The sequence below is a fragment of the Desulfurella sp. genome, from assembly GCF_049977265.1.
Taxonomy (GTDB): Bacteria; Campylobacterota_A; Desulfurellia; order Desulfurellales; family Desulfurellaceae; genus Desulfurella.
The window spans coordinates 1-20,297 of the sequence record NZ_JBMFGQ010000013.1 but is presented as its reverse complement, the minus strand read 5'-3'; the positions used below and the strand labels follow the sequence as shown (position 1 = coordinate 20,297).

Annotated in this window: 37 protein-coding genes; 36 read left to right on the top strand and 1 reads right to left on the bottom strand. The window is 34.2% G+C overall.

Features of this window, described 5'->3' with window-relative positions; all coding sequences use genetic code 11:
* Positions 1-29: 29 nt before the first annotated feature.
* The 36 genes from rpsL to lspA all read left to right on the top strand — a co-directional run bounded on the left by rpsL (position 30) and on the right by lspA (position 19,297).
* Positions 30-434, top strand: coding sequence for a 30S ribosomal protein S12 (gene rpsL, locus ACP5FO_RS04010; RefSeq protein WP_428108142.1), 405 nt, complete (start codon positions 30-32; stop codon positions 432-434).
* Entirely contained in the window at positions 412-879 is a 468-nt protein-coding gene (rpsG, locus tag ACP5FO_RS04005) for a 30S ribosomal protein S7 (protein WP_428108136.1), read from the top strand. The genes rpsL and rpsG overlap by 23 nt, the downstream gene beginning before the upstream one ends.
* 9 nt (positions 880-888) lie before the next feature.
* Positions 889-2,961, top strand: coding sequence for an elongation factor G (gene fusA / locus ACP5FO_RS04000; RefSeq protein WP_428108133.1), 2,073 nt, complete (start codon positions 889-891; stop codon positions 2,959-2,961).
* A gap of 12 nt (positions 2,962-2,973) precedes the next feature.
* Positions 2,974-4,164: an elongation factor Tu gene (gene tuf / locus ACP5FO_RS03995; RefSeq protein WP_428108127.1), complete on the top strand. Its 1,191-nt coding sequence runs from the start codon at positions 2,974-2,976 to the stop codon at positions 4,162-4,164.
* A gap of 11 nt (positions 4,165-4,175) precedes the next feature.
* Positions 4,176-4,481, top strand: coding sequence for a 30S ribosomal protein S10 (rpsJ, locus tag ACP5FO_RS03990; RefSeq protein ID WP_428108123.1), 306 nt, complete (start codon positions 4,176-4,178; stop codon positions 4,479-4,481).
* A 67-nt stretch (positions 4,482-4,548) separates the two neighbouring features.
* Entirely contained in the window at positions 4,549-5,172 is a 624-nt protein-coding gene (gene rplC, locus ACP5FO_RS03985) for a 50S ribosomal protein L3 (protein WP_428108118.1), read from the top strand.
* 2 nt (positions 5,173-5,174) lie between these two features.
* The gene (gene rplD, locus ACP5FO_RS03980) at positions 5,175-5,801 is read left to right on the top strand and encodes a 50S ribosomal protein L4 (RefSeq protein WP_428108113.1); all 627 of its coding nucleotides are present in this window, start codon (positions 5,175-5,177) and stop codon (positions 5,799-5,801) included.
* Positions 5,794-6,066 carry a 50S ribosomal protein L23 gene (rplW, locus tag ACP5FO_RS03975; protein WP_428108107.1) on the top strand — a complete coding sequence of 91 codons (273 nt, stop codon included), beginning with the start codon at positions 5,794-5,796 and terminating at the stop codon, positions 6,064-6,066. The genes rplD and rplW overlap by 8 nt, the downstream gene beginning before the upstream one ends.
* 11 nt (positions 6,067-6,077) lie before the next feature.
* Complete coding sequence (rplB, locus tag ACP5FO_RS03970; protein ID WP_428108101.1) at positions 6,078-6,899, top strand: 50S ribosomal protein L2; 822 nt, start codon at positions 6,078-6,080, stop codon at positions 6,897-6,899.
* A gap of 8 nt (positions 6,900-6,907) precedes the next feature.
* Positions 6,908-7,189, top strand: coding sequence for a 30S ribosomal protein S19 (gene rpsS, locus ACP5FO_RS03965; protein ID WP_428108098.1), 282 nt, complete (start codon positions 6,908-6,910; stop codon positions 7,187-7,189).
* A 29-nt stretch (positions 7,190-7,218) separates the two neighbouring features.
* The gene (gene rplV, locus ACP5FO_RS03960; RefSeq protein ID WP_428108095.1) at positions 7,219-7,569 is read left to right on the top strand and encodes a 50S ribosomal protein L22; all 351 of its coding nucleotides are present in this window, start codon (positions 7,219-7,221) and stop codon (positions 7,567-7,569) included.
* Positions 7,553-8,179 carry a 30S ribosomal protein S3 gene (gene rpsC / locus ACP5FO_RS03955; RefSeq protein ID WP_428108089.1) on the top strand — a complete coding sequence of 209 codons (627 nt, stop codon included), beginning with the start codon at positions 7,553-7,555 and terminating at the stop codon, positions 8,177-8,179. The genes rplV and rpsC overlap by 17 nt, the downstream gene beginning before the upstream one ends.
* Before the next feature lie 13 nt (positions 8,180-8,192).
* On the top strand, positions 8,193-8,615 hold the full coding sequence (gene rplP / locus ACP5FO_RS03950) for a 50S ribosomal protein L16 (protein WP_428108086.1): 423 nt from the start codon (positions 8,193-8,195) through the stop codon (positions 8,613-8,615).
* A complete protein-coding gene (rpmC, locus tag ACP5FO_RS03945; RefSeq protein ID WP_428108082.1) occupies positions 8,612-8,806 on the top strand; it encodes a 50S ribosomal protein L29 in 195 nt (64 codons plus the stop codon). The genes rplP and rpmC overlap by 4 nt, the downstream gene beginning before the upstream one ends.
* Positions 8,803-9,066: a 30S ribosomal protein S17 gene (gene rpsQ / locus ACP5FO_RS03940; protein WP_428108076.1), complete on the top strand. Its 264-nt coding sequence runs from the start codon at positions 8,803-8,805 to the stop codon at positions 9,064-9,066. Before rpmC ends, rpsQ begins: the two co-directional genes overlap by 4 nt.
* On the top strand, positions 9,063-9,431 hold the full coding sequence (gene rplN, locus ACP5FO_RS03935) for a 50S ribosomal protein L14 (RefSeq protein WP_428108070.1): 369 nt from the start codon (positions 9,063-9,065) through the stop codon (positions 9,429-9,431). The genes rpsQ and rplN overlap by 4 nt, the downstream gene beginning before the upstream one ends.
* 10 nt (positions 9,432-9,441) lie before the next feature.
* Positions 9,442-9,774, top strand: coding sequence for a 50S ribosomal protein L24 (gene rplX, locus ACP5FO_RS03930; RefSeq protein WP_428108063.1), 333 nt, complete (start codon positions 9,442-9,444; stop codon positions 9,772-9,774).
* A gap of 31 nt (positions 9,775-9,805) precedes the next feature.
* On the top strand, positions 9,806-10,342 hold the full coding sequence (gene rplE, locus ACP5FO_RS03925) for a 50S ribosomal protein L5 (protein ID WP_428108203.1): 537 nt from the start codon (positions 9,806-9,808) through the stop codon (positions 10,340-10,342).
* 8 nt (positions 10,343-10,350) lie between these two features.
* The gene (locus ACP5FO_RS03920; protein ID WP_428108058.1) at positions 10,351-10,536 is read left to right on the top strand and encodes a type Z 30S ribosomal protein S14; all 186 of its coding nucleotides are present in this window, start codon (positions 10,351-10,353) and stop codon (positions 10,534-10,536) included.
* 8 nt (positions 10,537-10,544) lie between these two features.
* Entirely contained in the window at positions 10,545-10,937 is a 393-nt protein-coding gene (rpsH, locus tag ACP5FO_RS03915) for a 30S ribosomal protein S8 (protein ID WP_428108054.1), read from the top strand.
* 9 nt (positions 10,938-10,946) lie between these two features.
* Positions 10,947-11,495, top strand: a complete 549-nt coding sequence (gene rplF / locus ACP5FO_RS03910; protein ID WP_428108048.1) for a 50S ribosomal protein L6 — start codon at positions 10,947-10,949, stop codon at positions 11,493-11,495.
* A gap of 8 nt (positions 11,496-11,503) precedes the next feature.
* Entirely contained in the window at positions 11,504-11,869 is a 366-nt protein-coding gene (rplR, locus tag ACP5FO_RS03905) for a 50S ribosomal protein L18 (protein WP_428108043.1), read from the top strand.
* Positions 11,870-11,878: 9 nt separating this feature from the next.
* Complete coding sequence (gene rpsE / locus ACP5FO_RS03900; protein ID WP_428108040.1) at positions 11,879-12,349, top strand: 30S ribosomal protein S5; 471 nt, start codon at positions 11,879-11,881, stop codon at positions 12,347-12,349.
* Complete coding sequence (rpmD, locus tag ACP5FO_RS03895) at positions 12,346-12,534, top strand: 50S ribosomal protein L30 (protein ID WP_428108037.1); 189 nt, start codon at positions 12,346-12,348, stop codon at positions 12,532-12,534. The genes rpsE and rpmD overlap by 4 nt, the downstream gene beginning before the upstream one ends.
* Positions 12,535-12,544: 10 nt before the next feature.
* Entirely contained in the window at positions 12,545-12,979 is a 435-nt protein-coding gene (gene rplO, locus ACP5FO_RS03890) for a 50S ribosomal protein L15 (protein WP_428108033.1), read from the top strand.
* Entirely contained in the window at positions 12,979-14,271 is a 1,293-nt protein-coding gene (gene secY, locus ACP5FO_RS03885; protein ID WP_428108029.1) for a preprotein translocase subunit SecY, read from the top strand. Before rplO ends, secY begins: the two co-directional genes overlap by 1 nt.
* Complete coding sequence (locus tag ACP5FO_RS03880) at positions 14,272-14,919, top strand: adenylate kinase (RefSeq protein ID WP_428157051.1); 648 nt, start codon at positions 14,272-14,274, stop codon at positions 14,917-14,919.
* Positions 14,916-15,671, top strand: a complete 756-nt coding sequence (gene map, locus ACP5FO_RS03875) for a type I methionyl aminopeptidase (RefSeq protein WP_428108021.1) — start codon at positions 14,916-14,918, stop codon at positions 15,669-15,671. The genes ACP5FO_RS03880 and map overlap by 4 nt, the downstream gene beginning before the upstream one ends.
* A 5-nt stretch (positions 15,672-15,676) precedes the next feature.
* Positions 15,677-15,895, top strand: coding sequence for a translation initiation factor IF-1 (gene infA / locus ACP5FO_RS03870; RefSeq protein WP_428108015.1), 219 nt, complete (start codon positions 15,677-15,679; stop codon positions 15,893-15,895).
* Between the two features lie 18 nt (positions 15,896-15,913).
* Entirely contained in the window at positions 15,914-16,027 is a 114-nt protein-coding gene (gene rpmJ / locus ACP5FO_RS03865) for a 50S ribosomal protein L36 (protein ID WP_428108011.1), read from the top strand.
* 8 nt (positions 16,028-16,035) lie between these two features.
* Positions 16,036-16,398, top strand: a complete 363-nt coding sequence (gene rpsM, locus ACP5FO_RS03860) for a 30S ribosomal protein S13 (protein ID WP_428108006.1) — start codon at positions 16,036-16,038, stop codon at positions 16,396-16,398.
* Between the two features lie 21 nt (positions 16,399-16,419).
* Complete coding sequence (gene rpsK / locus ACP5FO_RS03855; protein ID WP_428107998.1) at positions 16,420-16,800, top strand: 30S ribosomal protein S11; 381 nt, start codon at positions 16,420-16,422, stop codon at positions 16,798-16,800.
* Positions 16,801-16,811: 11 nt separating this feature from the next.
* Entirely contained in the window at positions 16,812-17,438 is a 627-nt protein-coding gene (gene rpsD / locus ACP5FO_RS03850) for a 30S ribosomal protein S4 (protein WP_428107993.1), read from the top strand.
* Between the two features lie 20 nt (positions 17,439-17,458).
* Positions 17,459-18,466, top strand: a complete 1,008-nt coding sequence (locus ACP5FO_RS03845) for a DNA-directed RNA polymerase subunit alpha (protein ID WP_428157050.1) — start codon at positions 17,459-17,461, stop codon at positions 18,464-18,466.
* Positions 18,466-18,816: a 50S ribosomal protein L17 gene (gene rplQ, locus ACP5FO_RS03840; RefSeq protein ID WP_428107984.1), complete on the top strand. Its 351-nt coding sequence runs from the start codon at positions 18,466-18,468 to the stop codon at positions 18,814-18,816. The genes ACP5FO_RS03845 and rplQ overlap by 1 nt, the downstream gene beginning before the upstream one ends.
* Before the next feature lie 4 nt (positions 18,817-18,820).
* On the top strand, positions 18,821-19,297 hold the full coding sequence (lspA, locus tag ACP5FO_RS03835; RefSeq protein ID WP_428157049.1) for a signal peptidase II: 477 nt from the start codon (positions 18,821-18,823) through the stop codon (positions 19,295-19,297).
* A gap of 2 nt (positions 19,298-19,299) precedes the next feature.
* Here the strand turns inward: lspA and ACP5FO_RS03830 are convergent, their stop codons facing one another.
* The gene (locus tag ACP5FO_RS03830; RefSeq protein ID WP_428157048.1) at positions 19,300-20,178 is read right to left on the bottom strand and encodes a phosphoribosylaminoimidazolesuccinocarboxamide synthase; all 879 of its coding nucleotides are present in this window, start codon (positions 20,176-20,178) and stop codon (positions 19,300-19,302) included.
* Positions 20,179-20,297 lie beyond the last annotated feature (119 nt).

Below are 20,297 nucleotides of genomic sequence, written 5' to 3'. Positions count from 1 at the left end.
GTCAAGCTAATATTTTAAGGAGGTAATGGGTGCCAACTATTAACCAGTTAGTTAGAATAGGCAGAAAAAAAGTTAAAGAAAAAACAAAAACATTGGCTTTAGACGGTTGTCCGCAAAGAAGAGGCGTATGCACAAGAGTATATACCACAACACCCAAGAAGCCAAACTCTGCATTGAGAAAAGTTGCAAGAGTTAAGTTAACTACAGGATATGAGGTAACGTCCTATATTCCAGGTGAAGGACACAACCTTCAGGAGCACTCCATTGTGCTTGTAAGAGGCGGTAGGATTAAGGATTTGCCTGGTGTTAGGTACCATATAATAAGAGGTACTTTGGATACTGCCGGTGTTTCCGATAGAAAACAGGGTAGATCAAAGTACGGAGCAAAAAAACCGAAGGAAGGTGCGGTAAATGAGAAGAAGAAAGGCCGATAAAAGGCAATCATCAAGTGATTTAGTATATAATAGCGTATTGATAGAAAAAACTATAAATAAAGTAATGTATGACGGTAAAAAGTCATTGGCACAAAGGATTTTTTATAAAAGTCTAGATTTAGTAAAAGAAAAAACTGGTCAGAATCCATTGGAAGTATTTGAGCAAGCATTGAATAATATAATGCCAAAACTTGAAGTCAGGCCAAGAAGGGTTGGTGGTGCGACGTATCAGGTGCCAGTAGAAGTAAGAAGGGAAAGACAAGTCAGTCTAGCTATTCGCTGGTTGACAAATTATTCTAGATCAAGAAACGAAAAAAGAATGTTTGAAAAATTGGCTGGTGAAATTTTAGATGCCTTCAATAATAGGGGCGGTGCAATTAAGAAAAAAGAGGATACACATAAAATGGCCGAAGCAAATAGAGCTTTTGCACACTATAAGTGGTGAGGTGGTATTTTGAGTAGAACTTACCCATTGGAAAATGTTAGAAATATAGGTATCATAGCTCATATAGATGCAGGTAAAACCACTACAACAGAAAGGATCTTGTTCTATACGGGTGTTTCACATAAGATTGGAGAAGTACACGAAGGTACAGCTACAATGGATTGGATGGAACAAGAGAAAGAGCGTGGCATTACAATAACATCTGCTTCTACAGTCTGTTTTTGGAAAGGACACAAAATTAATTTAATTGATACACCAGGGCATGTTGATTTTACAGTAGAAGTAGAAAGATCTTTGAGAGTATTAGACGGCGCTGTAGGTGTTTTTTGTGCAGTTAGCGGAGTCGAGCCTCAATCAGAAACTGTATGGCGTCAAGCCAATAAATACAATGTGCCAAGAATTGCTTTTGTGAATAAAATGGATCGAACTGGCGCTAATTTTTTTAATGTATTAAAAGAAATCAAGTCTAAGCTTGGTTCTTCTCCTATTGCGATTCAAATACCTATTGGTTCTGAAAGTGGCTTTGCTGGAGTGGTTGATTTAGTTAAGATGAAGGCCATTATCTGGGATTCTGATGTGCTTGGATCAACATTTAGTGAAAAAGAAATTCCAGCTGATCTTTTGGGCCTAGCTCAAGAATATAGGTCCAAATTAATCGAAACAATAGCTGACTTTGATGAAGAATTAATGATAGATTATTTAGATGGTAAAGATATAACAGAAGGCAAAATTATTGGCACTATCAGAAAAGCCACCTTGTCTGGAAAATGTACGCCAGTAATGTGCGGCAGCGCATTTAAAAATAAAGGAGTTCAACCGCTGCTTGATGCTATAAATTTATATTTACCATCGCCGCTAGATGTTGGCGGTATAAAAGGTAAAAATTCATCTGGTGATGAAGAAGTTAGGTTGCCAGATGATAAAGAACCTCTGTGTGTTTTGGCATTTAAAATTTTAAGTGATCCGTATGTAGGTAAGCTTACATACTTGAGAATATATTCTGGTGTTTTAAAATCGGGGTCTTATGTATTAAATTCTGGAAAGGGCAAGAAAGAAAGAATTGGAAGATTGATTTTGATGCATTCTAATAAGAGAGAGGATATTGAAGAGGCCTACGCAGGCGATATTGTTGCTGCAATTGGCTTAAAATATACAGCGACAGGTGATACATTGTGTGTTGAAGATAAACCTATCGTATTGGAAGCAATGGTATTTCCTGAGCCTGTTATATCAATTGCTGCTGAGCCTAAAACCAAAGCAGATCAAGAAAAACTATCCAATGGCTTGCAAAAATTAGCCGAAGAGGACCCTACTTTTAGGATTAAATTTGACGAAGAGACCGCTCAAACTATTATCTCTGGTATGGGTGAATTACATCTTGAGATTATAGTTGATAGACTCAAGAGAGAATTTAATGTCAATGTTAACACAGGCAAACCACAGGTTGCTTATAAAGAGAGCATTAAAAATAAAGTTAAAAAGCAGGGTAAGTTTGTTCGTCAAACGGGTGGTCATGGTCAATACGGAGATGTTTGGCTTGAAGTTGAGCCACAAGAGCGAGGCAAAGGTATAACATTTGTAAATAAAATTATCGGTGGCGTTATTCCTAAAGAATTTATTCCTGCAGTTGAAGAAGGTGTTAAGGAAGCAGCTGAAAATGGTGTGCTTGCAGGATATGAAGTTATAGATGTAGTGGCTACTTTAGTTGATGGTTCATATCACGAAGTAGATTCATCAGAAATGGCATTTAAAATAGCAGGATCTATGGCGTTTAAAGAGGCACTAAAAGTAGCAAAGCCGTATTTATTGGAGCCGATTATGGATGTTGAAGTTTCTACGCCAGAGCAATATTTAGGTGATGTAATAGGTGATTTAAGCTCTAGAAGAGGTAAAATTAAAAGCATGGAAGATAAATCTGGTGTTAAAGCTATTAGAGCCGATATACCGCTTGGCGAAATGTTTGGCTATGCTACAACATTGAGATCCATCACTCAAGGTCGTGGTACTTATGTAATGCAATTTTCGACTTATGAAGAAGTTCCGGGTTCAATAACAGAAAAGATAATAAAGAAAGAAGTTTAGGAGGTTTCCATTATGGCAAAGGAAAAATATGTTCGTACCAAACCTCACGTAAATATTGGTACAATTGGACACGTTGACCACGGCAAGACTACACTGACTGCAGCTATAACAAAAGTTTTAGCCAAAAAAGGTTTTGCAGAGTTTAAAGATTACTCTCAAATAGATAACGCTCCAGAAGAAAGAGAAAGGGGTGTTACTATAAATACTTCTCATGTTGAGTATGAAACATCCAAAAGGCATTATGCACACGTAGACTGTCCAGGGCATGCTGACTACATAAAAAACATGATCACAGGTGCCGCTCAAATGGATGGAGCAATACTTGTTGTTTCAGCAGCAGATGGTCCAATGCCACAAACAAGAGAGCATATTCTGCTTGCCCGCCAGGTAGGTGTGCCATATATAGTGGTATTTTTAAATAAAGTAGATATGGTTGATGATCCAGAACTAATTGATCTTGTAGAAATGGAAGTAAGGGAATTGCTTTCAAAATATAACTTTCCAGGCGATGATATCCCAGTTATAAGAGGCAGTGCTCTAAAAGCTTTAGAGTCTGATTCAGAAAATGAATGGACTAAATCAATAGAAGACTTAATGAATGCTGTAGATGAGTATATACCAACACCAGAGCGTGACTCAGACAAACCATTCTTAATGCCAATCGAAGATATATTTACAATATCAGGCCGTGGTACTGTGGTAACAGGTAGAGTGGAGCGCGGTGTAATTAAAACAGGCGATGAAATAGAAATAGTAGGTTTAAAGCCTACACAAAAAACTGTTGCAACTTCTCTTGAGATGTTTAGAAAGATACTAGATGAAGCTCTTCCTGGTGACAATGTAGGTGTACTCTTGCGAGGCACAAAGAAAGAAGAAGTAGAGCGTGGTATGGTTCTTGCAAAACCAGGTTCGATTACACCACATACAAAATTTAAGGCTCAGGTATACGTTCTAACAAAAGAAGAAGGTGGTAGGCACACACCATTCTTTAATGGCTATAGACCGCAATTCTACGTAAGAACCACAGACGTGACAGGTACGGTCCAGCTCAAAGAAGGTGTAGAAATGGTTATGCCAGGTGATAATGTGGAAATGGAAGTAGAACTTATTGCTCCAATAGCACTTGAAAAAGAAACAAGATTTGCTATAAGGGAAGGTGGCAAAACTGTTGGTGCTGGTGTAGTTATTGAGATAATTAAGTGAGGATGTTTTGAATGTCGCAAAAAATTAGAATAAAACTTAGAGCCTACGAAGCTAAATTATTGGATAGATCCGTGAAAGATATTATAGAAACAGCTAAAAGAACTGGAGCAACAATTAGGGGTCCAATACCATTACCTACAGATATTTCAAAATATACAGTACTAAGATCACCCCATGTTAATAAAGCCTCAAGAGAACAATTTGAGATGAGGGTGCACAAGAGGCTTTTGGAAATAGATGAAGCAACTCAACAAACGGTTGATGCTCTAATGAAAATAGATTTAGCTGCTGGTGTAGACGTAGAGGTAAAGCTTTAAAAATATAAAAGAGGTAAAAACCATTTGGTTTCTCTTCCTCTTTATATATAGATTATAGGAGTAGTATATGATTGGATTAATTGCAAAAAAAATTGGAATGTCTAAGATGTTTTTAGATGGTTTAGCTGTTGCAGTAACAATACTAGAATCAGAGTCTGCAGTGGTTACGCAAATAAAAACAAAAGAATCAGATGGTTATAATGCAATACAGGTGGGTTTTGTTGATACAAAAGAAAATAGAATAACAAAAGCTCAATTAGGGCATTTAAAAAAGGCTAATGTATCGCCAAAAAAATATTTAAAAGAGTTCAAGTCTAATGTTGCAAATGACTTAAGTTTAGGTCAGGAAATTTATGTTGATATTTTCAATGTAGGTGACGAAATAGACGTTGTTGGAATTTCTAAAGGAAAAGGTTTTGCTGGAGTAATGAAAAGGCATAATTTCGCAGGTGGTCCTGGTGGTCATGGTTCCATGTTTAATAGAAGAGTTGGTTCAATAGGAAATAGAGAATGGCCAGGAAGAGTAATAAAAGGTAAAAAAATGCCTGGACATATGGGAAACGAAAAGGTTACAATCAAAAATCTTAAAGTCGCCTTTATAGATAAAGAAAAAAATATCATAGCAGTAACAGGTGCAGTGCCGGGCTCTAAGGGTTCGTATGTTACCTTATTAAGCAAAAAGGAGAAATAAATATGATAATTGAATACTTCGATAAAGATAGTAATAAGGTTGGCGAGATTGATTTTGTAATTGATTATAAACCTTCTAAAAAACCGGATGTTATAGTTAATAGAGTTGTTCGTTCAATGCTTGCTAATAAGAGACAATGGACGGCTTCAACAAAAACTAAAGGTGAAGTCTCAGGTGGTGGAAAAAAACCCTGGAAGCAAAAAGGAACAGGTAGGGCAAGAGCTGGTTCAATAAGATCACCTCTGTTTAGAGGTGGTGGTGTAATTTTTGGTCCTAAACCTAAAACAGATTTTGAATTAAAAATAAACAAGAAAGAAAAGAAAAAAGCATTTATTGAGGCTTTAATGGCTCACATTGAGGCAAAAACCCTTATGTTGCTGAATGATTTAAGTTTTGATCAACCAAAAACTAAATTAGCTTATGATCTTGTTAAAAAATTAGACGCTAAAAAGTCATTGTTTATTTTGGACAAAAATATGGAAAATGCTTATTTGTCGCTGAGAAATTTAGAAAGGGTTGAAATTAGAAATGTTGATAGTGTAAATGTATATGATTTAATGAGGTTTCCTAAAATTATAACAACAACAAATGTTTTTGAAAAATTAAGCAGGAGATTTGCAAATGGATAGGTGGGATGTTATTCAAGGACGCGTAGTTTCTGAAAAAGCATTAATGATGCAAGGATTAAATAAATATGAGTTCTATGTATCAAAAAGAGCAACAAAGTCTGAAATAAAAAAATCAATTGAGTTAACATTTAATGTTAAGGTAAATGGTGTAAATATGATTAACACAAATGGGAAATTAAAGATTTTTAAAGGCATAGCTGGTAGGAAAAATTCACGTAAAAAATGCGTAGTCACTCTTAAAGATGGCTACAGTATAAACTTATAAAAGGGGAATGTATGGGTATAAAGTTTTTTAAACCAGTAACTAACGGTATGAGGTTTTCTAGTGGAAGTGATTTTAGCGAAATAACAAAAACTGTACCAGAAAAATCCCTCACTACTGTATTAAAGAAGAAGTCCGGCAGGAACAATAGCGGTCATGAAACTATTAGGTTTCGTGGTGGAGGAATGAGGAAACTTTATCGTATTATTGATTTTAAGAGGGACAAAAGAAATATTGAAGCTGTTGTAAAATCCATAGAGTACGATCCAAATAGAAGTGCAAGAATTGCTCTACTTTTTTATAAAGACGGCGAAAAAAGATACATTTTAGCGCCAGTTGGGCTCAATGTTAATGATAAGGTGCAAGCTGGTGAAAATATTGAACCAAAAGTTGGTAATGCTTTACCTTTAAAGAAAATACCAGTGGGTAGTTTTATACATAACATTGAATTAAAGATAAACGGCGGTGGAAAATTAGCCAGAAGTTCCGGCACATTCGCTCAATTAATGGCAAAAGAAGGTAAGTATGCTACCGTAAAGTTGCCAAGTGGTGAGATGAGATATATATTGGCCGATTGCTATGCAACTATCGGCCAGGTTGGAAACATTGATCATATTAATATAAATTATGGTAAAGCCGGAAGGATTAGACATTTAGGCAGAAGACCACATGTTAGGGGTGTAGCCATGAACCCTATTGATCATCCTCACGGTGGCGGCGAAGGAAAAACTGGTACAGGTGGAACACCAGTAACCCCTTGGGGCAAACCAACAAAAGGTTACAAGACAAGACACAACAAACGTACTGATAAATTTATTATTAAGAGAATTAATTAGGGGGTTAGATGGCAAGATCATTAAAAAAGGGACCATTTGTAGACGAAAAGCTTCTTAAAAAAGCAAATGAAGCAAAAGCAGATGGTAAAAAAACAATAATAAAAACATGGTCCAGGAGAAGTGTTATTATACCTGAATTTGTTGGTTTAACATTTGGCGTTCACAATGGTAGGAAATTTGTGCCTGTGTACGTTACGGAGAATATGGTAGGTTATAAGCTAGGTGAATTTTCACCAACTCGTACTTTTAAAGGCCATAAAGGCGTTGTTCAGAAAAAAATAGGCAAATGATATATGAATAAAAAAATGGGGGTAGAATAGTGGAGCATACAGTTAAGTTATCAAGAGCTCGAATATCGCCTATTAAGGTTAGACAGGTAGTAGGTGTTATAAAAGGTAAAAAAGCAGATGAAGCGATATCTATATTGAAACTTATGCCTAAAAAAAGTGCCTTAATACTTTCAAAGCTTTTAGGATCTGCAGTTGCTGGATGTTTGGAAAAAGGTGAAGATCCAAATAAGTTTTATATAAAGACAGTAAGTGTAGATGATGGTGTAAGGCTAAAAAGATACAGACCAATGGCAATGGGTAGAGCTGGAAAAATACTAAAGAGAACCGCAAACATAAAAATCGTATTGGCAAAGGAGGTGAGCCTTGGGTCAAAAGGTTAACCCGATTGGATTAAGATTGGGTATTATAAAGAACTGGACATCAAGATGGTTTGCAAAAAACGATTTCAAAGAGAAATTATTAGAAGATCAAAAAATAAGAAAAGAAGTTAAAGCGAAATTGTACTATGCAGGTCTTTCAAATATTGAAATAGAAAGAAAAATGAATAAGCTTACGCTAAATATATTAGCTGCAAGGCCAGGTATACTTATTGGTAAAAAAGGTGCCGAGGTTGAAAAAATCAAAGCATTTTTAAAGAATTTGACAAATTCTGAAGTTACTATAAATATTAGAGAGGTTAATACTCCTGAAGCAGATGCCCAACTAATTGCTGAAAACATAGCATTACAGATTGAAAAAAGAACACATTTTAGAAGAGCTATGAAAAAATCTGCTTATATGGCATTAAGAAAGGGTGTCCAAGGAATAAAAATTCAGTGTGCTGGCAAATTAGGTGGTGTAGAAATGGCTCGTACAGAATGGATAAAAGAGGGACGTGTGCCACTTACCACACTTAGAGCCAATATTGATTATGGGTTTGCCGAAAGTTTGACAACCGCTGGCATTATAGGTATAAAAGTTTGGGTCTTTAAAGGCTATGTAATGGATTAAAGGAGTAAGATTTATGTTAATGCCAAAGAAAACAAAATTTAGAAAGTACCAGCGCAATAGGCATGGTGTCGAGGGTTTGACAAAAAGAGGAAGCCAGCTTGCATTTGGCGAGTTTGGACTAAAAGCTATAGGCAGAGGTGAAATTACAAGTAATCAAATTGAAGCTGCAAGGGTTGCCATAAATAGAAGGCTAAAGCATCAAGGTAAAGTATGGATTAGAATATTTCCAGATTTTCCACTTACAAAAAAACCAGCCGAAACAAGGATGGGTAAAGGTAAAGGTTCTATAGAAAAGTGGGTTAGTATCATAAAGCCCGGCAGGGTTTTGTATGAAATCGGCGGTGTAAGTGAGGAGATAGCAAAGAGTGCTTTTGAATTGGCCGCTTCTAAGTTAAATATTCAGACAAAATTTGTAAAAAGCGGAGAGTGGTTATGAAAAAGCGTGATATAAAAGATATGGATGCAAATGTCCTCAAAGATTCAGAATCAAAAATAAGAGAAGAGTTAATGCGATTAAGGTTGAAAAAAGGATTTGAACAATTAGAAAATCCAAAACGTATTAAAGTTTTAAAGAGAAATTTGGCAAGAATTTTAACAAAAGCTAAACTGTTGGAGAAAGGACTATGAGTAAATTTGTTGGTGAAGGTGTTGTAATTAGTGATAAAATGGATAAGACAATTGTTGTTAGAGTTCAAGAATATAAATTACATCTAAAGATTAAAAAATATATAAAAAAAACAAGAAAATTTAAGGTTCATGATGAACAAAATTCTGCTAAAGTAGGTGATTTTGTCCAATTTATAAGCTGTAGACCCATATCAAAAGATAAAAACTTTAGATTAATTAAGATTTTGCAACGATATGCTGGACTAGGAGAGGGATTATGATACAACCTTTTACAATGCTAAAATCAGCAGATAATTCTGGAGCAAAAAAGATAATGTGCATAAAAGTGCTTGGCGGGTCTAAAAGAAGATACGCCTATGTTGGTGATATTATTGTTGCCTCCGTTAAGGAAGCTATACCAAATGGCAAAGTAAAAAAAGGCGATGTGGTTAAAGCCGTGATTGTTAGAACCAAAAAAGAATTCAGAAGAGATGATGGTTCTTATATAAGGTTTGATGAAAATGCTGCGGTGATAATTAACAATCAAAAAGAGCCTATTGGCACAAGAATTTTTGGACCAGTGGTAAGAGAGCTTAGAATGAAAGACTTTATGAAAATTATTTCTCTTGCCCCAGAGGTACTATAAGGAGTTAGCTATGGTTAATGTTTATTCTAATATGAAAACCAGGTTTAAAAAAGGAGACCTGGTAAAAGTAATGACTGGCAAAGACAAAGGAAAAACGGGTAAAATTATTTCTTTTGTGCCAAAGAAAAATAGAGTTATTGTTGAAGGTATCAAAATAATAAAAAAACATGAAAAAGCCACTCAGACATCAAAAGGTGGTATAATTGAAAAAGAGGCACCAATTAACATTTCAAATATAATGCTGGTTTGTCCCCACTGCAATAAAACAACAAGAGTAGCTAGCAAAATGTTAGATGATGGGACAAAAGTAAGAGTTTGCAAAAAATGCAACGAAACCATTTGATAGGGGAGGTTATAAATTGTATACAGTTAATATGAAAAAACAATACAAAGAAAATGTTATACCATATATGATGCAGAAATTTTCTTATAAAAACGTTATGCAAGTACCGAAACTAGATAAGATAGTTTTAAATGTAGGTATGGCAGAAGGTGCAACTGACATTAAAATACTTGATTCTGCATTAGAAGAGCTTGCTATAATAACAGGTCAAAAAGGTGTAGTTACAAGGGCAAAAAAATCAATTGCAAATTTTAAATTAAGAAAAGGCGTACCAATAGGTTGCAAAGTAACATTGAGAAAAGATAGAATGTATGAGTTTTTAGAGAGATTTATAAGCTTTGGGTTACCTAGAATTAGGGACTTTAGGGGAATCTCCAGGAAACATTTTGATGGAAGAGGGAATTATACCGTTGGCATTACAGAACAGTTGATTTTTCCAGAAATTAATTACGATAAAATTTTAAAAATGCATGGTATTAGTGTAACGTTTGTTACTACTTCTAAAATTGATGAAGAGGCTTTTGAGCTACTAAAGGCATTCGGGATGCCTTTTGCTAAAGTAAGTTAGGAGGTTTAATGGCTAGAAAAGCTATGATTGAAAAAACTAAAAAAAATCCAAAATTTAAAGTAAGGGTTAAAAATAGGTGCAATATATGTGGAAGATCTAGAGGTTATATTAGAGATTTTGGCATTTGCAGAATCTGTTTTAGGAATTTAGCATCACGCGGAGAAATTCCAGGCATAACCAAATCAAGCTGGTAGGAGATACAATGAATAGAATTAGCGATTCGTTATCAATGATCAAAAATGCTCTTTCGACAAAAAAGAGCGAAGTGACTATATATGGCAACAGCATTATAAAAAATATTTGTGAGATTATGAAAAAGGAAGGTTATATAAAAAACTATGAGATTGTTGAACCTCTTAAGTCTCTTATAAGAGTAGAATTAAAATACACAGATGAAAAACGTAAAAATCCTGCTTTAAGTCTAATAAGAGTAGTAAGCAAGCCGTCAAGAAGAATTTATGTAAAGTGTGAAGATATAAAACCTGTTGTGAGTGGTTTAGGTATTGGTATTGTGTCAACCAACCAGGGCGTTATGACAACCTATCAGGCTAAAAAAAGAAAATTAGGTGGAGAGCTTATTTGTGAGCTCTTTTAGGAGGAAACTATGTCTCGTATAGGTAAAAAAGTTATTAATTTAGCAAAAAATGTTGAGTTGAACATAGAAGGGGATAAAATTACAGTCAAAGGTCCCCGCGGCATTTTAACACAGAATTTTAAGCCAGAATTTATTGGATTGATAAAGGAAGATGATACTTTAGTTGTAAAAAATATAAATGAAGGTAGCAAAAAAGCAAAAGCATTCCATGGTCTATATAGAAGCTTGATTGCAAATGCAATTTACGGTGTTACAAATGGATTCAAAAAGGAACTTACAATAGAGGGTGTTGGGTATAAAGCAAGTGTTGAATCAAAAAAGTTAAAACTTAATGTGGGTTTTTCACACGAAATCTTTTATCAGTTGCCTGATGGTATTACTGTTGAAGTTGATAAATCAGGTACCAATCTAATAATAACAGGGATTGATAAATATTTAGTTGGTCAAGTTGCAGCTGATATTAGAGCTTTCAAAGAAGTAGAGCCATACAAAGGAAAAGGCATAAGGTACAAAAACGAAAAGGTTAGAAGGAAAGCTGGTAAAGCTGCAGGTAAATAGGAGGTTTAATGTTAAAGAAACAAAGTCGAAATGAATTAAGACAAAAAAGAAAAATTAGATTAAAGTATAAAATTAGAGGAACTACTCAAAAACCAAGATTATGTATATTTAAAAGTTTGAATCATATCTATGCTCAATTAATTGACGATCAAAACGGTATTACTATTGTTAGTGCGTCTAGTTTGGACAATACAATTAAAGACAAAGTAAAAGGTTGCAACATTCAAACAGCAAAAATAGTAGGCCTACTTTTGGCTCAAAAAGCCGTTGAAAAAGGTATTTCAAATGTTGTTTTCGATAGAAACGGTTACGTTTACCATGGTAAAATTAAAGCCTTAGCAGATGCTGTAAGAGAAGGCGGTCTAATTTTTTAGGAGGTTTAAGTGGAAAAAGTTTTGCAAGAATATGTCGTTAAAATAGGAAGAGTTGCTAAGGTTGTTAAAGGTGGTAGAAGATTTAGGTTTAATGCTTTAGTTGTAGTTGGAGACTCTAATGGCCAAGTTGGTATAGCACTAGGTAAGTCAAAGGAAGTTTCCGAAGCTATAAAAAAAGCCGTAGAAAAGGCTAAAAAGGATATGTTTAGAGTTCCAATAACAAAAGATGGCAGCATACCTCATATAGTACAGGTTAAGAAAGGTGCTGGTGTTGTTTTGTTGAAGCCAGCAAAACCAGGTACGGGCGTAATAGCAGGAAATACTGCAAGAGCGGTATTGGAAGCTTGTGGTATAAAAAATATTGTAACGAAATCTATAGGTTCTAACAATCCATTTAATTTAGCAGGTGCGATCATAGAAGCATTGAAATCTTTGAAAAATAGAGAAGAAATTTTACAGGGAAGGGGATTAAAACAATGACACTTAAGATTACTATGACAAGAAGTTATATTGGCCAAAAAGATAAATTAAAAAAAGTAGCATTATCGCTTGGTTTGAAAAGGCCAAATCAATTTGTTTTAAGGAAAGATACACCCTATATTCGAGGAATGATAAAAAAATTATATTACATGGTCAAAGTTGAAGAAGTTGAATCAGTTGAATAAGGAGATTAGTATGCAATTATTTGAATTACCAAAGATAGTACAGAAGCGCAAAAGAGTTGGAAGGGGCGACGCAAGCGGATATGGTACGACAGCCGGCAAAGGAAACAAAGGCGAAAGGGCAAGGAGTGGTCATGGGCACTTGCCAGTGTATTATGAAGGCGGCCAAACACCTATTTATAGAAGATTGCCAAAGAGAGGTTTTAACAATAACTTTAAAGTGGATTACGATGTTGTAAATGTTGAGATTCTTGATAAATATTTTAATGAAAACGACGATGTGACAATCGAAACACTTATAGACAAAGGTTTGGCAAGTGGTAAAAAATTAATTAAAATTTTAGGAAATGGAATTTTATCGAAAAAATTAAATGTAAGAGCTCACGCTTTTTCTAAACAAGCTATTAGCAAAATTGAGCAAGCGAACGCAACATTTGAGGTTATTTAATGCAAGACTACTCTAATATGTTTAACGTACCAGAGTTAAACAAAAGGTTGTTATTTACTCTTGTAATGTTTGTTATATTTAGATTAGCAGCGCACATACCAACGCCTGGCGTAGACACACATGTGCTAGCTGCGCTTGTTAATCAAAATCAATCTACAGCACTAGGTCTATTTAACCTTTTTAGTGGTGGTGCGATAAGCAACTTTAGTATAGTTTCTTTGGGTATTATGCCTTATATATCTGCTGCTATAATTTTAGAATTATTTACGGCTGTGAGCCCGGAGCTTGCAAAATTAAAAAAAGAGGGCGAATCTGGCAGAAGAAAAATATCAGAATATACGAGGTATTTAACCGTTGCTATATCTTTGTTGCAGGGCATTGGTATTGCGATTGGTTTGCAATCAATGCATGGTCCAAACAATACACCTGTTGTTATATGGCACGGTATAGGTTTTATAATATTTGCAGATATTACGCTAACAACAGGCACAGTATTTTTGATGTGGCTAGGCGAGCAAATTACAGAGCGTGGTATTGGAAATGGTATATCTTTGATTATATTTGCTGGCATTATTGCAGGTCTTCCTGCTGCAGTAGGTAATACTTTTAAATTGGTAAGTTCTGGTGATATGTCTATACTGGCATTGTTACTTATAACGATTGTAGTTGCTGCTGTCATTGCTTTAATTGTGTTTATTGAATTAGCACAAAGGAGAGTGAGTGTACAGTATCCAAGAAGGATGGTTGGAAAACGCCTTTACAATGCACAAAGCAGCTATATTCCGCTTAAAATCAATGTATCTGGTGTTATACCACCGATTTTTGCTTCTTCTATAATGCTTTTTCCTGCAACAATAGCTAAAGTTATCAATGTTCCTTTTATTCAAAAAATTTCTAACTTATTAAATCCAGGTGGCGTGCTTTACAATGTTTTCTATGTGATTTTAATTTTCTTTTTCGCTTATTTTTATACATCAATTGCTTTTAATCCAAAAGATGTAGCTGATAATCTTAAAAAGAACGGTGGGTTTATTCCTGGCATAAGACCAGGCAAATACACTGCAGATTTTCTAGATTGGATTTTAACGAGACTTACATTTGTTGGCGGTATATACTTATCATTTGTTTGTGTATTACCGTGGGTTTTAATGCAGCACTTTAGTGTACCCTTTTATTTTGGTGGCACAGCTTTATTGATTGTTGTGCAGGTTGCTCTTGATACAATAATGCAAATACAAGCTCATCTTTACATGAGAAATTATGATGGTTTTTTGAAAAAAGGAGGTAAATAGGTGATTTTGATATTACTGGGAGCTCCTGGCGTAGGAAAAGGTACTCAATCGGAAAATATAATTAAAAAATACTCTATTGTGCAAATATCTACAGGAGATATTTTACGCAGTGAAGTAAAAAACGAAACTGATTTGGGTAAAAAGGCAAAGCAGTTTATGGAAAAAGGTGAGCTTGTACCAGATGATCTCATTATAAAAATGATAGAAAAACGTATATCTCAACCTGATTGTATAAATGGTTTTTTGCTTGATGGTTTTCCAAGAACAATTGAACAAGCAAAAAGTTTTGATAAAATGATGGAAGAAAAAGGTTTAAATCTTAATAGAGTAATATATATAGATGTTGCAGATGATGAAATTATTGATAGATTAACTTTAAGAAGGGTTTGTCCAACTTGCGGAGCAATTTATCATTTGAAAAACAAACCTCCAAAGCAGGATATGATATGCGATATTTGTGGATCAAAATTGATTCAAAGAAGCGATGACACAAAAGAAACTGTTAAAAATAGACTTAAAGTTTTTAAAGAACATACAAAGCCTTTAATTGAATATTATGATAAACAGGGAAAATTAAGCTCAATAAGTGGTTTGGGTACAGTTGATGAAGTTTTTTCCAGAATAAAAGATATACTAGGTAATCGATGATAACACTAAAGTCGAAACAAGATATAGACAAAATGCGCGTTGTAAATTCTATGGTAGCTAAAGTTTTGAATATGTTGAAAAAAGAAATAAAACCTGGTATAACAACATATGATTTAGATAGGCTTGCTGTTGAATATTCAAAGAATCTAAACGCTAAGCCTGCCTTTTTAGGATATGGTGGTTTTCCAAACGCGCTGTGTGTTTCTGTTAATGAAGAGGTTGTTCATGGTATTCCCTCTAAAAAGAAATTTTTAAAAGAAGGTGATATAGTAAGTTTAGATTTTGGTTTGTTTTATGATGGTTTTTATGGAGATTCAGCTATAACTGTTGGTGTGGGCAGTGTATCCAAAATAAAACAAAAGCTCATGGATGTAACTAAAAATTCTTTGTATAAAGGAATAGAACAGGCTTACCCTGGCAATTATTTGTTTGATATATCTAAAGCGGTGCAAATGCATGTGGAATTAAATGGTTTTAGTGTAGTAAGAGATTATGTTGGCCACGGTATTGGTAGAAATTTACACGAAGAACCTCAAGTGCCTAATTATGTACCGGACAGAGGCCGAAATATATTATTGCAGTTAGGTATGACTATTGCAATTGAGCCAATGGTGAATATGGGCTCTTTTGAAATTGAAGTAAAAAAAGACGGTTGGAGTGTTGTAACAAAAGACAGATTGCCATCAGCACATTTTGAGCATACTATAGCTATTTTGGAAGATGGCCCCATAATATTGAGCAAGGAGAATTGATTTTTATGGCGAAAGAAAAGCCAGTAGTAGTTGAAGGTGAGGTTATAGAGGCACTACCCAATGCTATGTTTAGAGTAAGATTGGATAATAACCATGTAGTTTTAGCTCATGTTGCAGGCAAAATGCGTATGCACTTTATTAAAATCTTACCAGGAGATAAGGTAAAGTTAGAAATTTCACCATATAGTATAGAAAAAGGTAGAATAATTTATAGGTATAAGTAGATAATGGAGGTTAGATAAATGAAAGTGAGGTCTTCTGTTAAAAAGATTTGCCCTAAATGTAAAATAATAAAAAGAAAAGGGGTTATTAGGGTTATATGTGAGAACCCTAAGCACAAACAAAAACAAGGTTAGGAGGTTAAATGGCTCGATTAGTTGGCGTTGAATTGCCGAAAAACAAACGCATAGAGATTGCCTTAACATATATATATGGTATAGGTAAATCTACGGCTGCAGAGATACTTCAAAAAACAAATGTCAATCCAAATACTAGGACAGATGACTTAACACCGGACGAACTTCAAAAATTAAGATCTGTGTTGTCCAACTATACTATTGAAGGCGAATTAAGAAAAGTAGTTGGAATGAATATTAAGCGATTGATGGATTTAGGAAATTATAAAGGTCTCAGACATAGAAAAGGTCTACCTGTGAGGGGTCAAAGGACAAGAACAAATTCTAGAACAAGAAAAGGTAGAAAAAAGACAGTGGGAGGTAAACATTAATGGACTTTAAGGAGAAATTGAATGGCTGAAGTTAAGAAGAAAAAAGTTAAAAAAGTCAGTGTAAATGGTGTTGCTTATATCCAGTCTACTTTTAATAATACTATAGTCAGTATTACCGATAAAGATGGCAATGTAGTCTGCTGGTCAACATCTGGTAGTGTGGGTTTTAAGGGTACAAGAAAAGGTACGCCTTTTGCCGCACAAATGGCTGCTGAACAAGCAGGTAAAATTGCTGCACAAAGGGGAATGAAAGAAGTTGATGTGCGCGTAAAAGGTCCTGGATCCGGTAGAGAAACTGCTATCAGGGCTTTGCAATCAACTGGGTTGAAGGTTAAGTCTTTAAAAGACATAACACCTATACCGCATAATGGTTGTAAACCACCAAAGAAAAGGAGAGTTTGAGGTGATAGATTATGGCAGTTTATAATGGTCCACTATGCAGAAGATGCAGAGCGCTAGGTTTAAAATTATTTTTAAAAGGTGATAGGTGTGTTACAGAAAAATGTGCATTTGAGAGGTCACCGTATCCACCCGGTAAAGACAAATCATCAAGAAGAAAATTAAAAAATTATACAGAACATTTAATGGAAAAACAAAAAGCAAAAACATATTATGGTGCGCTTGAGCGACAATTTAGAAGATATTTTAAAAATGCAAAGCAAATGCCTGGTCAAACCGGTGAAAATTTAGTTAAAATACTTGAATGTAGATTGGATAATGTTTTGTATAAGTCAGGTTTTGCTGTGTCTCGAAAGCAAGCAAGACAGCTTATTAGCCACGGAAATGTTATACTAAACGGCAAAAAGACTAACATACCATCACTTATTGTATCCAAAAATGACGTAATAACAGTAAGTGAAAGAATTAAAAATTCTCAAGAATTAAAAGATAAAATTGATTATGCTTATAAATCTGGTATTGCTCCATGGTTAAGTTTGGATGTAGGTAATTTGTCCGTTAAAATCTTAGATATACCATCTATTGAGGATATAAGGGTACCATTTAAAGCTGATACGATAGTTGAGCTTTATTCAAGATAAGATTAAAGAAAGGTTGGATTATGAGTAATGATATTTTTGAATATTTACAGTTGCCCCAAGAAATTAAAGTTGAGCGCATAAATGAAAGGCATGAAAGATTTATATTAGAGCCTATTAATGAAGGTTTTGCTACTACTATTGGCAATGCCCTAAGAAGAGTATTGCTCTCATCGATACAAGGTATTGGTATAGTTGGCATTAAAATAGACGGTGTTGAGCATGAGTTCAGTGGTATAAGTGGTGTCAAAGAAGACGTAATAAATATAATTTTAAACCTCAAGGAAGTTGTCTTTAAAAATTTGTCAGAGAATTTTAAAGAACGTATTTTAACAATAAATAAAAATGGTCCTGGCGTTTTGAAGGCAAGCGATATAGTATTAACATCAGATTTGAAACTTATTAACCCAAACCATTATATTGCTCAGTTAAATGATGACGCTGAGTTTAAAGCAGAAATATACTTAAAAAAAGGTGTTGGATATAAGCAGTCAAACCAAGAGACTACAAACAAAGAAATAGGCTATATACCTATTGATACATTATTTACTCCAATAAGACGTGTGTCTTTTAGTGCAAATAAAAGTATGGAAAGAGGTTTTTACGATTACGAGAGGCTTGTTTTGGATGTTGAAACTGATGGTAGCATTACTCCAAAAGAGGCTCTAGGACAGGCAAGCTACATTTTAAACTCTCATTTTAAGCTTTTTATGGGTAGTTTTAAAGAACCAGAGCCAGATTTAGGGTATGGTGATACTAACGAGGAAATAGATGAAAATCTTTTAAAAACGGTAGAAGATCTTGAATTAAATGTAAGGGCTTCTAACTGTTTGAGAAATCATGACATAAAGTATATATGGCAACTGGTACAAAAGACAGACCTAGATTTGCTTAACACGAGAAATTTTGGTAAACAGTCACTTAAAGAAATTAAAGCTGCTTTAAAACAAATGGGTTTAAGTTTAGGTATGACATTCGATGAAAAATATATAAAACGAATGGAAGAAGCTATAAAAAGGAGCGAAGAATAATGAGACATAGAAAGGCTTATAGAACATTAAGTATTGATAGCGAAAAGCGCAAAGCACTTCTTAGAAATTTAGCTATTGCTTTGATTGAACATGGCCAAATAAAGACAACCGATGCAAAAGCAAAAGAACTATCGCGATTTGTAAGTAAGCTTGTAACAATCGGTAAAAAAAATACACTTTCTTCAAGAAGACTTTTGCTGTCAAGATTGCCTCATAAACAATCAGTTAAAAAACTACTTGTTGATATTGTTCCTAAATATACAGAAAGAAACGGTGGATTTGTTGGGATATACAAAATAGGATTTAGAAAAGGCGATGCTGCTAAAATTTCTCTCATCAAATTTCAATAAATAAATGTTAAAAAAGCATAAATATTTTTTTGGGGTGTCTTTGACGCTCCTTTTTTTTGCCATAGACTGGATTAGTAAACACTATCTGGCAAAAGTTACTATAAATCATACTATTACAATTATACCTAATTTTTTTAATTTGGTTTACGTACAAAATACTGGTGTAGCGTTTGGGTTTTTAGCCCACTTAAGCGGGATATACAGATTTATATTTTTGATAGCAATAAGCGCTATCGTTGTAATTATTGCATTTTATTTTATGTTTGAAGAAAACACATCCAAAACGTTATTCATTGGTTTAACTATGCTTGCTGGTGGAGCTTTAGGCAATTTATACGATAGAATCGTGCATGGCTATGTTTTGGACTTTTTTGATTTTTACATAAAAACATATCACTATCCAGCTTTTAATTTTGCAGATTCATTTATTACGGTAGGAATCTTGCTTATCTTATACGATAAGATAAGCAAGAAAATTTAGTTTTATCGTGTAATCATTTCTAATATTTCTTTGTATCTTTTAGCAGTTTTTTCAACAATATTATCAGGTAGGACTGGTCCTGGATATGTTTTATTCCAATCAAGCGTTAAAAGGTAATCTCTTACAATTTGTTTATCAAAGCTGTCTTGAGGTTGACCTTCTTTGTAAGTTTCCACAAGCCAAAATCTGGATGAGTCGGGTGTTAGCAGCTCATCAATTAACATAAGCTTACCATTATAAAAACCAAACTCCATTTTTGTATCGGCTATTATGATGCCTTTTTCTAATGCGTACTGGCTTGCCTTATCGTATATTTTTAAGCTAATATCTTTTATTTGAGATGCGATATCATTTCCAATCATATTGGACATTTGCTCGAAAGTTATATTTTGATCATGGCCACTTTCTGCTTTAGTGCTAGGTGTAAAGATAGGTTCGGGTAACTTTTGAGATTCTTTTAAATTTTGCGGCAATTCTATCCCACATATTTTACCTGTTTGCTTATATTCTGTCCATCCAGAGCCAGAAATATAACCTCTTACTATGCACTCAATCAAAATTGGCTCTGTTTTTTTTACAAGCATACTACGTTTTTGTAACAATTGAGTGTATTGCTTTAATTGAGGTGGATACTCATTTATATCAGCGCTTATTATGTGGTTTTGTATGATATCTTTTGTTTTGTCAAACCAAAACAAAGAGATCTGTGTTAACACTTCCCCTTTATTTGTTATTCCATTTGGTAAAATTACATCGAATGCCGATATTCTATCTGTTGCAACAATAAGTAATTTTTCCTCAATTTCGTAAACGTCCCTAACTTTGCCTCTTTTTAAAAGATTTACATCTCCTAAATTAGTTTCCAAAACAACTTCACTCATTCAAACCCTCTTTATAATAAATTTTTTTTCACATATTTATTATACAATTAATTTAAACAGTTTTCAACTTCTTAACCTGTACCCCTTTGTCAAGTCAAATTTTTTAATTTTCTTATTCC

Bases quoted from the DNA above. Each gene is read 5' to 3' on its own strand.
- rplO (WP_428108033.1), top strand. From the start codon at position 12,545: ATGCAATTATTTGAATTACCAAAGATAGTACAGAAGCGCAAAAGAGTT.
- rplR (WP_428108043.1), top strand. From the start codon at position 11,504: ATGTTAAAGAAACAAAGTCGAAATGAATTAAGACAAAAAAGAAAAATT.
- rplQ (WP_428107984.1), top strand. From the start codon at position 18,466: ATGAGACATAGAAAGGCTTATAGAACATTAAGTATTGATAGCGAAAAG.
- ACP5FO_RS03830 (WP_428157048.1), bottom strand. From the start codon at position 20,178: ATGAGTGAAGTTGTTTTGGAAACTAATTTAGGAGATGTAAATCTTTTA.
- rpsM (WP_428108006.1), top strand. From the start codon at position 16,036: ATGGCTCGATTAGTTGGCGTTGAATTGCCGAAAAACAAACGCATAGAG.
- rplF (WP_428108048.1), top strand. From the start codon at position 10,947: ATGTCTCGTATAGGTAAAAAAGTTATTAATTTAGCAAAAAATGTTGAG.
- rplP (WP_428108086.1), top strand. From the start codon at position 8,193: ATGTTAATGCCAAAGAAAACAAAATTTAGAAAGTACCAGCGCAATAGG.
- ACP5FO_RS03845 (WP_428157050.1), top strand. From the start codon at position 17,459: ATGAGTAATGATATTTTTGAATATTTACAGTTGCCCCAAGAAATTAAA.
- tuf (WP_428108127.1), top strand. From the start codon at position 2,974: ATGGCAAAGGAAAAATATGTTCGTACCAAACCTCACGTAAATATTGGT.
- rplC (WP_428108118.1), top strand. From the start codon at position 4,549: ATGATTGGATTAATTGCAAAAAAAATTGGAATGTCTAAGATGTTTTTA.
- rpsQ (WP_428108076.1), top strand. From the start codon at position 8,803: ATGAGTAAATTTGTTGGTGAAGGTGTTGTAATTAGTGATAAAATGGAT.
- map (WP_428108021.1), top strand. From the start codon at position 14,916: ATGATAACACTAAAGTCGAAACAAGATATAGACAAAATGCGCGTTGTA.
- rpsG (WP_428108136.1), top strand. From the start codon at position 412: ATGAGAAGAAGAAAGGCCGATAAAAGGCAATCATCAAGTGATTTAGTA.
- rpmC (WP_428108082.1), top strand. From the start codon at position 8,612: ATGAAAAAGCGTGATATAAAAGATATGGATGCAAATGTCCTCAAAGAT.
- rplE (WP_428108203.1), top strand. From the start codon at position 9,806: ATGAAAAAACAATACAAAGAAAATGTTATACCATATATGATGCAGAAA.
- rpmD (WP_428108037.1), top strand. From the start codon at position 12,346: ATGACACTTAAGATTACTATGACAAGAAGTTATATTGGCCAAAAAGAT.
- rpsK (WP_428107998.1), top strand. From the start codon at position 16,420: ATGGCTGAAGTTAAGAAGAAAAAAGTTAAAAAAGTCAGTGTAAATGGT.
- rplN (WP_428108070.1), top strand. From the start codon at position 9,063: ATGATACAACCTTTTACAATGCTAAAATCAGCAGATAATTCTGGAGCA.
- rpsJ (WP_428108123.1), top strand. From the start codon at position 4,176: ATGTCGCAAAAAATTAGAATAAAACTTAGAGCCTACGAAGCTAAATTA.
- rplD (WP_428108113.1), top strand. From the start codon at position 5,175: ATGATAATTGAATACTTCGATAAAGATAGTAATAAGGTTGGCGAGATT.
- rpsH (WP_428108054.1), top strand. From the start codon at position 10,545: ATGAATAGAATTAGCGATTCGTTATCAATGATCAAAAATGCTCTTTCG.
- lspA (WP_428157049.1), top strand. From the start codon at position 18,821: ATGTTAAAAAAGCATAAATATTTTTTTGGGGTGTCTTTGACGCTCCTT.
- rplX (WP_428108063.1), top strand. From the start codon at position 9,442: ATGGTTAATGTTTATTCTAATATGAAAACCAGGTTTAAAAAAGGAGAC.
- ACP5FO_RS03920 (WP_428108058.1), top strand. From the start codon at position 10,351: ATGGCTAGAAAAGCTATGATTGAAAAAACTAAAAAAAATCCAAAATTT.
- infA (WP_428108015.1), top strand. From the start codon at position 15,677: ATGGCGAAAGAAAAGCCAGTAGTAGTTGAAGGTGAGGTTATAGAGGCA.
- rpsD (WP_428107993.1), top strand. From the start codon at position 16,812: ATGGCAGTTTATAATGGTCCACTATGCAGAAGATGCAGAGCGCTAGGT.
- rpmJ (WP_428108011.1), top strand. From the start codon at position 15,914: ATGAAAGTGAGGTCTTCTGTTAAAAAGATTTGCCCTAAATGTAAAATA.
- secY (WP_428108029.1), top strand. From the start codon at position 12,979: ATGCAAGACTACTCTAATATGTTTAACGTACCAGAGTTAAACAAAAGG.
- rplB (WP_428108101.1), top strand. From the start codon at position 6,078: ATGGGTATAAAGTTTTTTAAACCAGTAACTAACGGTATGAGGTTTTCT.
- rpsS (WP_428108098.1), top strand. From the start codon at position 6,908: ATGGCAAGATCATTAAAAAAGGGACCATTTGTAGACGAAAAGCTTCTT.
- rplW (WP_428108107.1), top strand. From the start codon at position 5,794: ATGGATAGGTGGGATGTTATTCAAGGACGCGTAGTTTCTGAAAAAGCA.